Raw genomic sequence first — 15,366 nt, forward strand, 5'->3', positions numbered from 1 at the left:
AGTTCTCCCATGGGTCATTCATGCAGTTGAACCGCGCGCCGCGAACACCCATTGTTGGCGCGTCTCCAACGCGCCACTCTGGTTCGATCGGCTGCTCCAGACGTTGCACGTCTGGCTGTTTGCGCCTCCGGCGCAAGCTGAGCTTGGACTTTTTCCGGGGATCGTCCTTATCTCCGCGCTCGCCACGAACCATGAAAATGGTTATTTTCAGAGGAATCGCTCCTATGCAACAGCACGCCACGAACGATGAAAGACAATTCTTTCGTGAGGTTTGTGTGTTTCGTGGGCTATTTTCAGAGGAGCTCCTCATTGCTCAACTGCGACGGATGCCATGACGTTCGAGGATGCGATAGAGCGTGCGCCGGTCAATGTTCAATATCTCTGCTGCTCGTGAAGCATTGTGGTTGGTGGCTTCGAGAACTTCCAGGATGTATTCCTTTTCCTTCTCGGCTAACGTCACAAACGAATCAACGCTCACCGGAGGCGGCAACGCACTCGGTTGACCTCGGCGAATTTCTTCGGGAAAGTCTTCCGGCGTGAGAACTCCGCTGGAGTTCAGCGCGATGGCCCGCTCGACAGCATTTTCCAGCTCCCGCACATTGCCCGGCCAGTCATACCGGCTCAGCATCGGATAAACTGATTCGTGGATGGCGATGGTCTTTGAAGAGGCCGCTGCATACCGGCGGACAAAATGATCCAGCAAAAGAGGAATATCGCCCCGACGCTGGCGTAGTGGCGGAAGATCAAGAGTGACGACCTTCAAGCGATAGAAAAGATCCTCGCGAAACGCATGCGTCCGCACCAGCTCTTCGAGCGGTTGGTTGGTCGCCGCCACAATGCGGACATCCACATGAATAGGTTCAGTCGAACCAACACGGAGCACTTCGCGCTCTTCGAGTACCCGAAGGAGTTTCATTTGTAAGGCGGGGGTGGTATTGGAAATCTCATCGAGAAACACCGTCCCACCGTGAGCAGCCTCAAAGATACCCACCTTATTGCTTGTCGCTCCGGTGAACGCGCCCTTCACGTACCCGAATAGCTCGCTTTCGAGCAGCGTCTCAGTGAGCGCTCCACAGTTGATCGCCTTAAATGGACCACGGCGACCACTGATCTTGTGGATCAAGCGCGCGACCATCTCCTTGCCCGTCCCGCTCTCGCCTTGGATCAGCACCGTAGTTTGCAGCGGCGCGACCCGAGCAATCAGCTTATAAACTTCCACCATCTCCGGACTGCGACCGATGATGTCGGCCTCCGTCTGACGTTCTTCAATCGTCGAGCGCAGCTTCCGGTTCTCCCGCCGGAGCGCGGCTTGCTCCAACGCCCGCCGTACCACCAATCGCAGATGATCCAGCTTGAACGGTTTGCTGATGTAATCGTAGGCTCCTTTGCTGATGGCCTCAATTGCAGTATCCATCGCAGCAAATGCGGTCATGACGATGACCGGAATGTCCGGACGTCGCGCGCGCGTTTCCTCTAACACTTTCATCCCGTCAATCTCGCGCATGCGCAAGTCGGTCAGCACCAGCTCCAGGTTCTCGAACGAAAGCGCTTCCAAGGCCTCTGCTCCGCTTCTGGCTCGCACGACGGCGTAACCTTCTTTTTGGAGCACCTCGGCCAAAGATTCCAAAGCCGACCGATCATCATCTACGACCAACATCAAGGGGACTCGATCTTGGCTCATCACACTTCGACCTCCCGCACTGCCTGTGGCTCCTGCCAGTCTTGCTCAAGCTGGCGGACTTCAGGTAAGAGAATGGTGAAGCAGCTACCCTGCCCCGGCGTACTGCTCACCGAAATCTGACCTCCATGTTGACGGACGATCTTCTTGCTCACGGCCAAGCCCAGGCCGCTCCCCTTGCCAAACTCTTTGGTGGTGAAGAGCGGATCAAAAATATGTTGCAGCCGGTCGGCTGAAATCCCAATGCCAGAATCGCGCACATCAATCCGAAAATCGCTCAGCGCACCTTTTTCAGCCGGCGGCTCGCGCCGGATCTCTACCGACAGCGTGCCCGCGCCCGGGATCGCATCCAGCGAATTGTTGAACAGGTTGAGGAAGAGTTGTTGTAATTGGTCTGGATCCCCTTCGGTCAAGAACGGCCCACCGCTTCCCTTAAACTCAAATCGAATTTGCCGCGACTCCATTGTCGGACTAAGTAGATGAGCCACTTTAAGGATGATCTCCTCTAAATCTACCGGGACACGGCGACGCGGCTGCCGAGTCGTTGCCAAGAGATTCTCTACGATAGCGCAGACCCGATCAATCTGCTCACTGACCAAACGCAGGCGAGCGTAGACCAGCGAATCTGACCGGCACTCCTCCATCAGCATTTGCAGATGAGTCGAGACGGCGCTCAGCGGCGAGCCAACCTCGTGCGCAAACGTGGCCGTCAGTTGCCCAGCCAGCGCCAAACGTTCGGCCTGCGTCAGCCGTTTTTGGGCTTCGTACAACTGCAAGTTCAGTTCTCGCAGCTCGCGGTTGCGCTTGGCCAACTCGGCAGTGGCCTCCTCGATGCCTTGTTGCAGGTTCTCCTGTAGCCGTTGAATTTCCTCGAGCATGCGATTAAAGTGGCACGCCAACTGACCGAACTCACCAACCAAATCTTCATCGGCCCGCGCCGAAACCTCGCCCGTTTGAAACCGCTGCATCACTGCCACCAGGTGACGCACGCTCCGATACACTGTCGTACGAAACAACCAGGTGATCGCTAAAACCAAGAGCAAGCTGGCCACGATGACCGAGTAGAGGCCCATGCGAACATGGATGGCTAGAATCTCGTCTACCACCTGCAACGGTTTGACGACCGTCAGAAATCCCCGCCGCCCGTCGCTGAATTCAAGCGGGTGCACAGAAAAGAGCAACCGCCCCGATCCCTCCTTGGTTATGAAGGTCTCCGCCGTACCACTCTGTAAGGCAGCCAGTTCTTGACCTTCCAGCGCACGGTCCCCACTGACGGAGCTAGACTGAACCAGCTTCAGCTCCCCGTCGAAGTCAGCATAGATATCTACCCGACTGATATTGAACCCCATTTCTATGAACTCACGCACGTGGGTCTGAAAGTCAGGCGGAAAGCCAGCCGCCGGAAAGCGCTCCGCTTCGTCGGTCAGATAGCGAGCCACAGTTTCGATCCGCTCTCCGCGTGCACGCTCTAGTGCCCGTATCGAACTCAGTGTAACGAGCCACTCGGTGACCGCCAGGACAAAAATGCAGATCACCAGCGTCAAAACCAAGATGCGAGTTTGTATGGACCACTTGGAGTTGTTCCAACGCTTTGACATGCCGTGCTTCTATTCTGAAGGCAGATTATGCCTTCAGCCGAGGCCTCCCCGCAACCAGCGTAGGGACTGGATAGTCAGAGCGATTTTCAGTTGCATTTAGCCTGGTTACCCCGCATTTTGTTGCAGGCTGATGCACGCTGCAAGCGCGCCCTAGGGTAAACTCATTCACAAATCGCTCTAGGTTTGACGAATCAACCCTTCTTCTCCCACACGAACAGTTTTGCAGATGCTCGCAACGACCGGCCAGTCACCGCTTTGATGACTCGCTACTTCTTCGCCTTCCGTGGCACTGAGTTGATGACAATGGAATTCGCCCAATTGCGCCCATTCTTCATCTGGTAATACACCGTCAGACGGGCGCCAGGCAACAAAGCCGACGGCTTGACGGCATGCCCTCTTCCAGTAATCTTTGTGTCAGCGTCCCACACAAAGGTCAGCGACTTTGTACCTTCAGCGACCGTCAGAGTCTTGGTCTTAACGTCAATACTGGTCAGCCAACCCGCGACCATCTGAGAGGCTGATTTGACCTCCGTGGCCGATTGAGTCTTCGTTGTGGCCACGCGAGTCTTGACGGGAATTGGTTCTTGCGGAACCAACTTCGATTGCGCCAAGCCTGCTGTAGACATGCTCACAGCAGCAACGAACACGGTGGTAGTTGCTAGGAACTTGCTCATGCGCTGTATGCCTCCTTCCCAACCATTTGTATGTCCGAAATGCACCCCTTATGCAACTCTTGTGCCAACTTCGTGCCAGTTGACTAGCCCCCGACAATTTTGAGCAGCAACGAATGTTAGCAAAAAACTGACTTCCATCATGTCTATCCTTTGGGCGTGGCAAAATTGCGCCTGTCAGCAAAGTTGCCACAGGCGGGATGGACAATCAGGCAATCAGATAACGCCCAGAAGAACATGAATACAGAAGCTGCTGCCAAGCTAGATTCCACATGAGTCTTCCCCATCAAACACGTGGCTGCTGGCTTCCAGCCGGCCGTTCTCAGCTCGGCCCTTGGGACTATCGCACCGCCATCCTCTCTTTTCCATGAAGATGACTCACCACATAGTTCCTTGACCCTGCCAACCGTTTGTACTATGTTGCCAACTCCAATTCGGCACAAACCGTCTATGTATTACCTCTACACGATAGGATTATGCTTGAGCATAGCCACCCTGGTTCCCCTTTTCCTGGTCAGGGGAATTCGCGCGAACAAGTATCTGCACAGCTTTCGTCAACGGCTCGCCATGACGTTGCCCTGCCTTCCCCATGATAGGCCAATAATCTGGATTCACGCCGTCTCTGTTGGAGAGGTCTTGGCCGCTCAGCCCCTTATCCAAGCCCTCTTAAGTCACCTGTCAAACTATCAAATTGTCCTCTCTACAACAACTGAAACAGGACAACTGATCGCTTCTCGTCGTCTGCCCTTGTCCGGTATCCAGCGGTTCTATTTCCCCCTTGACGTGCCATACGTTATCAGACGGATACTCAACACGGTCAAACCTACACTCGTGCTCATCATGGAAACTGAAATATGGCCCAACTTCCTCCGCCTGTGCTCGCACAAAAATATCCCCGTACTGCTCGTCAATGGCAGAATCTCAGAGCGCTCGTTCAGACGCTATAAACTCATTAAAAGTTTCTTCCGGTCTGTGTTGAATCACTTCCACTTGCTGTTGATGCAAAGTCAGCAAGACGCCGCCCGCGCTCTTGCGCTTGGCGCACAAAGCCAAAAGGTCATCATCACAGGCAACCTCAAGTATGATGTGTTCCCACCAAGTGAACCGCCAGATTTGGCCTCCATCGCCAAACAGCTTCAACCTTCTGATCATGACATCATCATAGCCGGCAGCACGGTCACGGGCGAAGAACCTATCATCCTCGAAGCGTTCACTCAGCTCATCAGGAAACGAATATCCACCAACAGCCACCAGCATCCCAAAAAACTTCGGTTGATATTGGCGCCAAGACATCCTGAGCGATGGGCAGAGGTGGAGCACCTGCTGAAGGCATCCGGCCTGCACTACATCCGGCGCTCGGCGCTGCCCTGCCCGGAACTCTCGCCTGCCCATGTCATCCTACTCGATTCCATGGGGGAACTCGCCTTTCTCTATTCCCTAGCCCGGATTGCCTTCGTCGGCGGCTCTCTGGTCCCTGCCGGCGGACATAACATCTTAGAACCTGCCCTTTTCGGCAAACCCATTGTCGTTGGCCCCTACATGGCCAACTTCCAACAAATCACCGCGGCATTCCTGGAAGCCGGAGCGCTCATACAACTTCGTCACGATCCACAGCGCACCTTCGCTGAGCAACTGCTCGACACATTTGAATCATTGCTGGAGAATGAACCTCAATCCAAAGCCATGGGCCAGACAGCTAAGCAACTGATCGAGCAACATCGCGGCGCCACCGCCAAAACACTGGCACACATCAAAAGCCTTCTCGAGCAACGCGCCTCTGAGCCTACCCTGCCATCATGCTAAATCCGTTCACACACTCTCTCATTGAAAGGCTACCGACGCCTGCGCTAAAACTCCTTGCGAGGTTGTATTCGGCAGCCGTTCAAATTCGGTTGTCCCTTTACTACGCGCGCTACATTCCGTCCCGCCGACTGAATAGCTTCACCATCAGCATCGGCAATCTGAGCGTCGGCGGTACAGGGAAAACTCCCCTCGTAGAACTTCTGGCCAGATACCTCCATGAGCAGGGCTATGTTGTGTCCATTCTAACCCGGGGACATGGGCGCCGACGCGCCCGTACCCGACAGGTTGTTTCCAATGGAAAGACAATTGCCAGCGACGTTACGTTAACCGGCGACGAACCGTTAATGCTGGCTCGACACCTACCGGGGGTCATTGTAATCGCCGACCCGGATCGCTACAACGCCGGCTTATGGGCTGAAGCAACCTTTGCAACCGATGTGCACATCCTCGACGATGGTTTTCAGTACCTCAGACTCCAACGCGACGTCAACATTTTGTTGATTGATGCGCTTGATCCACTAACAACCGCTCAGCCGCTACCACTTGGACGACTCAGAGAACCATTGTCCGAAATGGCCAGAGCTGACATCATCATCGTCACCAATGCAGACCAACACTTCGATCAAACAGAACTGGAGATTCAAATACGATCGCTCGCAGGCGACAAGCCTCTATTCTATGCCTATCGGGATTTGGTCGGTCTTCTAGCCCCTCAAACCGGGCAGACCTATAAGATGCAGCGATTAACTGGAGCCCCCATCGCTGTAATATGTGGCATCGGGAACCCACACCAGTTCGTCTCCAACCTCGCTCATTTTGCCCCCAGCATCGTCTACCAACGACATTTTCCAGACCATCACTGGTTCACACGAAAAGAGCTTCAGCACATGTTTGCTGAAGCGACTGATCGGGGCGCGCAATTCATCATCACAACAGAAAAAGATTGGCTCCGGATTGAAAACCTCCCACTGCCTTGCACGCCACCCCTGTTGGTCGCTCTGTCAGAATTGAGAATAACAGAACAAGCTCGATTGTTTAGCTTGATCCTTCAGGCGATGCACGCAAAAACCGGATGAGCGATTGATACGAGCAATTGAACATCACGCTTAATCACGACTTCGGCTGTCGCAGCAGTTCAATTGCCTTTTTCAAGAGTAGGTCTTCACCAGAATCGGGAGAAGGCGCAGAGACTCCAGCACCCGGCGAATGAATCCCTTCTTCCTGGATTTGCTCGATCGCACTCAGGTCAGGGCCAGACGAAATCTTAACCTCAACGCTCGGAGTGACGCCGCTAGTGGCTGATGTAGAGCCTAAAAACGGCCGCCCTGACGGACTCGCATACTTCTTCGTCGTGATCAACATCCCGCCACCATCCCTTAACCGAAATAATTCCTGCTCGCCACCGGCGCCGAACGTGCGCTCGCCAATAACCTCACCAACCTTGTTCTCCAAGATCGCAGCGGCAATCGCTTCAGCCGCCCCGGCCGTTGTTCGGTCAATAATAGCCACCAAAGCCCCTTTGAAAATACGACGCTCCGGTTGAGCTTCAAAACTCTTGATTTCTTTGGCCTCCTTGCCCACAAGCTTGGCCAGCACCCCTTGACCGATAAAGAGATTCGCTACGGCAACAGCTTCTTCGATTTTCCCATCAGCAACGCCTCGCAAATCAAGAACGAGGCTTTTAATCCCCTGGTCAACCAACGACCGCAGTTGGTTCTTGATGGCAACGCTCTGCCCCTTTTGCAAGCTGGCGACTTGTAAATACCCTATTGCCGGCGAGAGCAGCTTGCCAGTTGGCTCAGGCGGGGAGAACTCAGCAAGTTTCACCTTTAGCGTCTGAGACCGCCCGCCACGAAACACTCTCAATTCGACCTCTTTACCGGCTGGACCCTTGAGCAGCCCCAATGCGTCATACAAACTCATGTCGCGAGTCGGCTGGTTATTTATGTATTCAAGAACATCCCCTGCCTTGACGCCAGCGTGATCTGCTGGCCCCTTTTTGACAACAGCTACGACGTACACATAACCCGCCACCTTGGAGATCGTCATACCACAGCTCGCTTGCCGATCAGAATCAGCCGCCTGAAACTGGCTGACCTGCTCCGGCGTCAAATAAGCACTGTACGGATCGAGTCCCTCAGCCAAACCACGCAACGCACCAATCCGCACCTTCTCAAGGTTCGGCTCGTCAACATAATCTTCTACAATGCGTGAAAGAACCTCGTGAAAGATATTCATCTGGGAATAGGGATCATTTCCAGCAATCACGCCGTAGCGAGGAAGAAGCCCCCCCAGTATCGCATAAAGCGCGATAATTGACGAGAAAATCATAACGCCGATTCTCAGCTTGATGCCCATAGCAATCCTCCGTGAAGCGGTATCATACAACACCAATCAATCCATCCACAAGTAATGCTCTCGGCAACTCTCGGCTGGTGAAACAACAAATTGAGTCGCGTAGAAGCCAAGCAGACTATCCAGCCATCGGCACCACTCAACAGACAAAACGTTAACCCGCTTGACGGTCTGCTGAATCCGCTCATATACTCAACCTTCCATGAGAATCCTGGCTATAGACTATGGACTAAAGCGAATCGGCATCGCGACCACTGATGAATTGCGCCTGACCATTCGAGCAGTGAAAACAATCCCATCTCATGGCGTCAACCAGGACGCCCATCGGCTCCTAGAAATAGCAAACCAGCTCAACACCAAACAGCTTGTCATCGGATTACCCACCCACCATTCAGACCGTTCAGGAGTGTTCTTGCGCCGAGTCCTCAAACTTCGTGATAAACTACAGAAACTTTCCTCGCTCCCTGTGACCGTATGGAACGAAAGCTGGACAACAACAGCCGCCAATCAATGGATGATCGAACATCACATCCCTGCCAAGCGCCGACGCCAAATCAGAGACCAAATCGCCGCATGCCTTATCCTCGAAGACTTTCTTTCAAGTCAAAAACATGCTTAGACCCGTTATCAGAGTGCTCCAAAGATGGTGGCTCGCTCTCGCAATTGGCGCAGCCGGGACGTTCTTGTCAACTTTCTTAATCATTCACCACTACACGAATCAGCCAAGAATACACCCCTACGCCACCCACGTGATTACTATCAATCAAGGCGCTTCTGCCGGGGCTATTTATCATCAACTCCAGAGTTACTCTGTGCTTCCTGATTCATGGCTGATGAGAACTTGGTTTAAACTCAAAACTTCACAAAACACTTTAAAGGCCGGCGACTACCAATTCCCATCACCAATCACCCCTCGACAAGTCTACGAAAAGCTCGTGCAGGGCGACGTCGTGAAGCGGTTTGTGACAATTCCCGAAGGGCTTAATCGGTTTGAAATTGTCGCAATCATAGAAAAACTCGGATTGGCCTCATCTGAGAGCTTACTTGAACTGACCAGTGATCCAAAGCTACTCAACTTGATAAAAGATCTCGACCCAGCCGCAACAGACCTTGAAGGCTATCTCTACCCCGACACCTACCAATACACTGCTAATTCAACGCCTGAGCAACTCCTGACGATGATGGTCAAACGGTTTCGCCAGGTTTTTTCGCCTGCTTTCATCGAACGCGCGAACCAACTAAAAATGTCTGTAAGAGAAGTAGTCACCTTAGCCTCGATGATTGAACGAGAGGCTAAACTAGACGAGGAGCGAGCTATTATTTCGTCCGTCTATCATAACCGCTTGCAAAAAGGAATTAAGCTGGATTGTGATCCAACAGTCATATATGCCGCCATTCTCGCCCAGAAATGGACAGGCGTCATCCGACGCTCAGACCTGCAACGACGGTCTCCATATAACACCTACCTCACTCCTGGCCTGCCCCCCGGCCCTATCGCTTCGCCTGGCAAAAAATCTATCGAAGCGGCCCTCTTTCCTGCCGATACTCCCTATCTTTATTTTGTCGTGAACGCCGAAGCCAACAACGGCTCGCACCTTTTCACTGACAACTTTGTGAACCATCAAGCTAATGTTGCTCTCTATCGCACGAGCCAACAGAAAAAAGTAAATCACCAACGATGAACCGAAGTAGCAACCTATGGCAGACGAAATCCTACTACGCAAAATGGAATATATCGCCGAGCAAAGCCGCTCATGGGACGAGCTCTTGAGAAAAACGGTCGAATTGCTCTACCTAAACAACGAGCGTTATCACTGGGTCGGCATCTACTTGCTTGAAGATGACACGCTCGTCTTGCACAACTACATGGGCAAGCCCACTGAGCATACTCGCATACCCGTCGGCAAAGGCGTTTGTGGCACTGCTGTTCAACAACGTGAGAATCAGCTTATCGGCGATGTTACAAAGCTAGAGAACTACTTAGCGTGTAGTCCAGAAACAAAGTCAGAGATCGTCGTTCTCATTAAAGACGATGAGAGGATTCTCGGCCAAATTGACATTGACAGCGACCAACGCGACGCTTTCGGTCCCGATGACGAGAGCTTCCTTAATCAAATAGCCGGGATTATCGCCGCCAAATCCAGGCAACTTCTGCCGTCCAGAAGTAAAAATCACGCTTAGCCTTTACCTAAATCGTTGTCCGCATGCTTAGGCTCTACCTGAACTGTCGTCCAGCCGACAAACCTTCACAGAGAATATCAAGCTCATTCAATACATAAATTGTCGTCTGGCCGACTAACGCTCATAATCCGCTTGAACACACCACGTCTTGGGCTTCCCAAACCACCGACACCACATGCCCAGACTTAATCCAAATTGATGAATCGTACCTTTGTGATACCCGATGATTGACGGATTTCCGTTAACACCGACTCACTCACCTCAGAATCCACAGTTAAAACCCCAATGGCCAACGGAGCATCAGCCTGACGACCTAATGCAAAGTTCGCAATGTTGATATTAGCAGCCCCAAGGATTGTACCAATCCGCCCAATCACGCCTGGCACATCTTGATTCTGCATCAACAACATGAATCGCGAGAGCGGCACTTCTAAGTCAATCCCATCAATCGTCACCAACCGCAGATGATTTTGCTTGAACACGGCTCCCTCAACCCAATCAACGCCCCCTTGCCCATCGCGCAGTTGAACACTAATCACGTTGGACAAGCTCCTGGTCCGGCCACTTTTGGTCTCTGTCACAATTAACCGGCGCTCCTCCGCAACCCGACGCGCATTGATCATGTTAACTTCATCGCCCAAGGCCGGCTTCAACACGCCACTCAAAACCGCATTCGAAATAGGATATGTGTTTAACTCATTAATCTTGCCGTAATACCGAATCCCAACTTCGTGCAATCGCCGGTCCGACATTTGAGCAATGAACTTGCCAAGTTTTTCACCGAGCTGACAAAATACACGAAGCTTTTCCGCCTCCTCTGGCTGGATAGTCGGAAAATTGACGGCATTTCTGATTTGACCAGTCAGCAGGTAATCCCGAACCTGCTCAGCTATGTCAATGCAAACTTGTTCCTGCGCTTCCTGTGTCGAAGCTGCAATGTGAGGGGTTGCAATCACACGTGGATGCTCAACAAGCTCGCGCATCGGTGACGGCTCCCCAACAAAAACGTCTAGCCCAGCACCATAAACCTTCCCCGTTTTAATCCCTTCCAGCAGAGCCTCTTCATCCACCAACTCACCACGTGAACAGTTGATAATCAAAACGCCGTCCTTCATTCGTTGCAAACTTTGACGATTGATGATGGCGCGCGTCTGCTCGTTCAGGGTAGCATGGAGAGAGATAATGTCAGAGCACTGAAACAATTCGTCCAGCGACACCAGTTGGACATCTAAGTCCTGTGCTAATCGCTCAGAGATAAACGGATCATAGGCCATAATCTTCATGCCTAATGACCTGGCACGACGAGCGACTTCTTGTCCCACCTTCCCCAATCCAATCAAGCCTAATACTTTTGCCCTCAGCTCGCGTCCCGTGAACCTTCCCTTTTCCCAGCGGCCTCCCTTCATTGACTGGTTAGCTTCCACCAACTGTCGAACCAACGCTAACATCAATCCAAGGGTATGCTCCGCGACACTGACACTATTTCCTCCAGGCGTATTCATCACAAGGATCCCTCGCTGCGTAGCAGCAGCAACGTCTATGTTGTCCACCCCAGCGCCAGCACGACCAATCACCTTAAGCCTGTCAGCTAGCCGAATGACGGCTTCTGTGACTCTCGTCGCACTGCGAATAATCAAACCATCATAACAGGATATGCACTCCCTCAGTTCGTGCTCCGTTAACCCCAGCTTGACATCTACAACCAAGCCTGCCTTCAACAACACATCTATTCCTTGCTGAACAAATCGGTCCGTAATCAGTACCTTCATAAGTGAATGGTTTTAGCCAACACGATGAGCGATGTCAACCAACCTCACGACTGTCTCCACATGATAAGTCTGTGGAAGTAAATCAATCGCCTCTATGGAGACGATCTCATAGTTCTTCGCTAGAAGGCGCTTCAAATCACGGGCAAGCGTCGCCGGATTACACGAAACATACGTCAGCTTGCTCGGTTTGAGATCACAGATGCCCTCGATGGCCTGGCGGGAAAGCCCGATGCGTGGCGGATTAACCAAAACAAAATCTATCTTGCCTCGCTCTCCTTTCAATGTAGCCAACCATTGTTCAACCGACTGAGCGAGAAACTTGATATTGCTGACGCGATTTCTCAAAGCATTCCGACGGCCAAGTTGCACGGAATGGGCATTGTTTTCAACTGCCACCACATGCTCAAACCGCCGTGCCAGTGCAATTGAAAAAAAGCCGACTCCGCAGTACAAGTCTACAGCTCGAATCCCCCTCTCACGCCCGGTGACAATTTCTAACAATTGAGAGAGCAAGTACCGGTTTGCTTGGAAAAAGTCTGTCGGTCCGACCAGGTATCTGTTTCCGCCAGATGCGATCTCGACGTTATCAGACCTTATCCGACCCACCTCAGGATATGCCGCCACAACCCCATTCTCCGCTGAGATCAACCGTATTGACTCAACAGCAGTGTCACCTCCCACCACTGATGGCATTGACCGAAGTGTTTCTATAACACCATTCAGAGCTGGGCTTAAAATCATACAAGACTCGATCTCGCATATCTCATTTGACCCAGCTTGGTAGAAACCTATACTCACTCCTCCACCATTCCTCTTCTGCTTCAACTGAGTTCTTAACCTATACTGAAACTCATCCCCATAATAAATAGGAATTTCATGTGGCCAATGAATTCTTCCAATTCGTTCAAGTGATTCTTTAACAAAACCGACCTTAGCTTCTAGTTGAGCATGATAATCTATGTGCTGCAATTGGCAGCCTCCACAACGCTCGTAATATGGACAAGGGGGGAAACGGCGAACGTTCGATGGCTTGATGACTTTCTCAATGTGGGCTATGACCATTCCTTTGCGCTCCTTTACGGGCCTGACTTTGACTAGGTCCCCTGGAGCAGCGAAGGGTATCAAGAAGACTTGCCCACAGCTTCTTGCCAAACCATAACCCTCGTAAACAACCTTCTCAACAACCAGCTCAACCATTAACTCTCTTATTATCCAGGCAACTGTGCGACAGGCTCTTCAAAACCTTGCTGGCTCACGATCAAAATCTTGATCTGGATCGCGATCTGGCTCAGGATCAAACTGCTTATCAACATGAGGAGACAAAAAAGGCAGCGAAATGGACCGGTCAAATTGCACACGAAGGATCGTCCCCCTGGCTAGCCTAATGTCCTCTGCTTTTGTTAGCAACACGCCCGCGGCCATCGCGCCAAGGATGGTAGTCCCCGCCGCCGTTGCAGCTCCTCCGCTTCCCTTACCTAACAGAATGACGGCTAATCCTCCTGCCGAACCGATTGTGGCCCCTTTGTAGATATTCTCCACGGTGTTGCCTCCACCACGTCCCCCTCTCACAACACCTTCGCTATCACCCTTCAATTTTCGATCGCCAACCTGATCATCAACCGCCGTGATGACAGTAGAAACTTCTTCCAATCCATACGATGTTTTCACGCGATTGAAGGTGAGCGCCAGCTCTGCACGCTTCAGTGGCCGACCAGCCGGTTTGACATGTGTGATATTTCCCAAGAACTCCGTGCCCCGTGCTAAAACCAGCCGCCCATTGATCAGTAGATCGTCATAAAGAACTGCCCGCACAGGATCACCGACTTCATTCAACCTGGTGCTTATTGGAGTTTGTAATGCTAGCCGTATTTTGACGCCCGGCTCAACGCGAGCCTGCGTTTCTGACAGTTGGTTTTCCTTCGCTTCCTGAGCAAACGCGCTCATCCCGAAGACCAAGGCGAGCGGGAGTAAGACACCATATCTCATGTTCCGAATCCTCCATAATGAAACTCTGACTCGTTGATTATATAACAAGGCACGTTAATGCCCATGAATTCAATATTAATTTCTGCTAATTGACTCTTAGGATGAAACATTTCAAGTAATAGCTCTCAGGCATACTCAGAAGAATGGGATGATCGCGAGCCTGCGTCCGCTTTTCTAACAACGTTAAACAACGCCCAGCATCAAAAGCAGCGCTCAGCAAGACCTCCAGAAACATCTGCTCGCTCAGATGGTAGGAACAGCTACATGTGACCAAGATACCCCCTGGATGGAGCAATCTCATAGCTTGCCGGTTGATCTCCTTATAGCCACGAATTGCACTACCGAGCGCAGCTCGCGTCTTAGCAAATGCAGGAGGGTCCAATATGATGATGTCAAACCTCTTTGACTGATCGTAATAATCGCGCAATAGATCAAATACATTTGCCTCTACACACTCAATGTTATCGAGGCGATTAAGCAGCGCGTTTTTCTTCACGCGCTGTAGAGCCTCTCCGGCTATATCTACTGCTTGAACGCTCTGACACTGAGAAGCGACCGTCATTGAAAAGCCACCGTCATAACAAAAACAATCCAAGCAATAGCCGCGCGCATATTTGCGAACAGCCGCTTGATTCTCACGCTGATCGAGAAAAGCGCCGGTCTTTTGCCCTGCTATAAGATCAACCGCGAAGCTTATCCCATTGATCTGCACCACGACCTCTTCCATCAATGTGCCCCACAACACGCCTGACTGCAGCGGCAGTTCTTCCAACTGCCGAACCTTTACATCATTGCGCTCAATAATGGCACGCGGGCGCTTCCGCTCAATCAGTAAATCTATCCAAAAACTCTTGAGCCGCTCCATCCCAGGCGTCAACGTTTGTATGACGTAGTGGTCGCCGTATCGGTCAATAATCAACGACGGCAGCATATCACTTTCCCCAAACACTAAACGATACGCCTCCGTGTTCTCAACGACCGTTCTTCTCCATGAATCGGCTGCATCAAACCGGCGGGCCCAGAAGCGGTCATTGATTCGCTCATGAGCACCGGCAATCCAGCGAAGCGCAATCAATGAATGTTGACTATAAAACCCCCAACCAAGCCTACGATCACGTTCATCAAGAATGGCGACAATGTCTCCGTTGACGGCATCGGTCACCTTGACCAGATCGCCGGAAAATACCCATGGATGCCCGGCTCGCAATCGGGCGGCTCCCTTTCGAGAAATAATCACCCTTGCCTCGTTGCGAGTGCTCACCACTAGCTGTCGTGCCCATTGACTATAGGTTCACCGGCTGCCCAGCATACCCGATTTGCTCATT

At 52.0% G+C, this 15,366-nt stretch carries 13 protein-coding genes; 5 read left to right on the top strand and 8 right to left on the bottom strand.

Annotation, left to right across the window (positions count from 1 at the left end; genetic code table 11):
- Positions 1-313: 313 nt before the first annotated feature.
- The 3 genes from NZ823_09505 to NZ823_09515 form a co-directional block, all read right to left on the bottom strand.
- Entirely contained in the window at positions 314-1,681 is a 1,368-nt protein-coding gene (locus tag NZ823_09505) for a sigma-54 dependent transcriptional regulator (GenBank protein MCS6805360.1), read from the bottom strand.
- On the bottom strand, positions 1,681-3,276 hold the full coding sequence (locus NZ823_09510) for an ATP-binding protein (GenBank protein ID MCS6805361.1): 1,596 nt from the start codon (positions 3,274-3,276) through the stop codon (positions 1,681-1,683). The genes NZ823_09505 and NZ823_09510 overlap by 1 nt, the downstream gene beginning before the upstream one ends.
- Positions 3,277-3,542: 266 nt before the next feature.
- Complete coding sequence (locus tag NZ823_09515; GenBank protein ID MCS6805362.1) at positions 3,543-3,950, bottom strand: hypothetical protein; 408 nt, start codon at positions 3,948-3,950, stop codon at positions 3,543-3,545.
- Positions 3,951-4,241: 291 nt separating this feature from the next.
- Here NZ823_09515 and NZ823_09520 point away from each other — a divergent pair, with 291 nt between their 5' ends.
- Complete coding sequence (locus NZ823_09520; protein MCS6805363.1) at positions 4,242-5,750, top strand: 3-deoxy-D-manno-octulosonic acid transferase; 1,509 nt, start codon at positions 4,242-4,244, stop codon at positions 5,748-5,750.
- Entirely contained in the window at positions 5,744-6,826 is a 1,083-nt protein-coding gene (lpxK, locus tag NZ823_09525; protein MCS6805364.1) for a tetraacyldisaccharide 4'-kinase, read from the top strand. Before NZ823_09520 ends, lpxK begins: the two co-directional genes overlap by 7 nt.
- A 34-nt stretch (positions 6,827-6,860) precedes the next feature.
- On the opposite strand, the gene NZ823_09530 is transcribed toward lpxK, so the two are convergent.
- Positions 6,861-8,108, bottom strand: a complete 1,248-nt coding sequence (locus NZ823_09530) for a S41 family peptidase (GenBank protein MCS6805365.1) — start codon at positions 8,106-8,108, stop codon at positions 6,861-6,863.
- Positions 8,109-8,307: 199 nt separating this feature from the next.
- On the opposite strand from NZ823_09530, the gene ruvX reads away from it, so the two are divergent.
- The 3 genes from ruvX (at position 8,308) to NZ823_09545 (ending at position 10,286) form a co-directional block, all read left to right on the top strand.
- The gene (gene ruvX, locus NZ823_09535; GenBank protein MCS6805366.1) at positions 8,308-8,724 is read left to right on the top strand and encodes a Holliday junction resolvase RuvX; all 417 of its coding nucleotides are present in this window, start codon (positions 8,308-8,310) and stop codon (positions 8,722-8,724) included.
- A 64-nt stretch (positions 8,725-8,788) separates the two neighbouring features.
- A complete protein-coding gene (mltG, locus tag NZ823_09540) occupies positions 8,789-9,787 on the top strand; it encodes an endolytic transglycosylase MltG (protein ID MCS6805367.1) in 999 nt (332 codons plus the stop codon).
- Between the two features lie 16 nt (positions 9,788-9,803).
- Entirely contained in the window at positions 9,804-10,286 is a 483-nt protein-coding gene (locus NZ823_09545; protein ID MCS6805368.1) for a GAF domain-containing protein, read from the top strand.
- A gap of 185 nt (positions 10,287-10,471) precedes the next feature.
- Here NZ823_09545 and serA read toward each other — a convergent pair whose 3' ends face one another.
- The 4 genes from serA to NZ823_09565 form a co-directional block, all read right to left on the bottom strand.
- Positions 10,472-12,055: a phosphoglycerate dehydrogenase gene (gene serA / locus NZ823_09550; GenBank protein MCS6805369.1), complete on the bottom strand. Its 1,584-nt coding sequence runs from the start codon at positions 12,053-12,055 to the stop codon at positions 10,472-10,474.
- 12 nt (positions 12,056-12,067) lie between these two features.
- Complete coding sequence (locus NZ823_09555; protein ID MCS6805370.1) at positions 12,068-13,252, bottom strand: class I SAM-dependent RNA methyltransferase; 1,185 nt, start codon at positions 13,250-13,252, stop codon at positions 12,068-12,070.
- Between the two features lie 39 nt (positions 13,253-13,291).
- Complete coding sequence (locus tag NZ823_09560) at positions 13,292-14,041, bottom strand: hypothetical protein (protein ID MCS6805371.1); 750 nt, start codon at positions 14,039-14,041, stop codon at positions 13,292-13,294.
- Between the two features lie 85 nt (positions 14,042-14,126).
- Entirely contained in the window at positions 14,127-15,278 is a 1,152-nt protein-coding gene (locus tag NZ823_09565) for a class I SAM-dependent rRNA methyltransferase (GenBank protein ID MCS6805372.1), read from the bottom strand.
- Positions 15,279-15,366: the final 88 nt, after the last annotated feature.

Source organism: Blastocatellia bacterium (assembly GCA_025054955.1).
Taxonomy (GTDB): Bacteria; Acidobacteriota; Blastocatellia; order HR10; family J050; genus JANWZE01.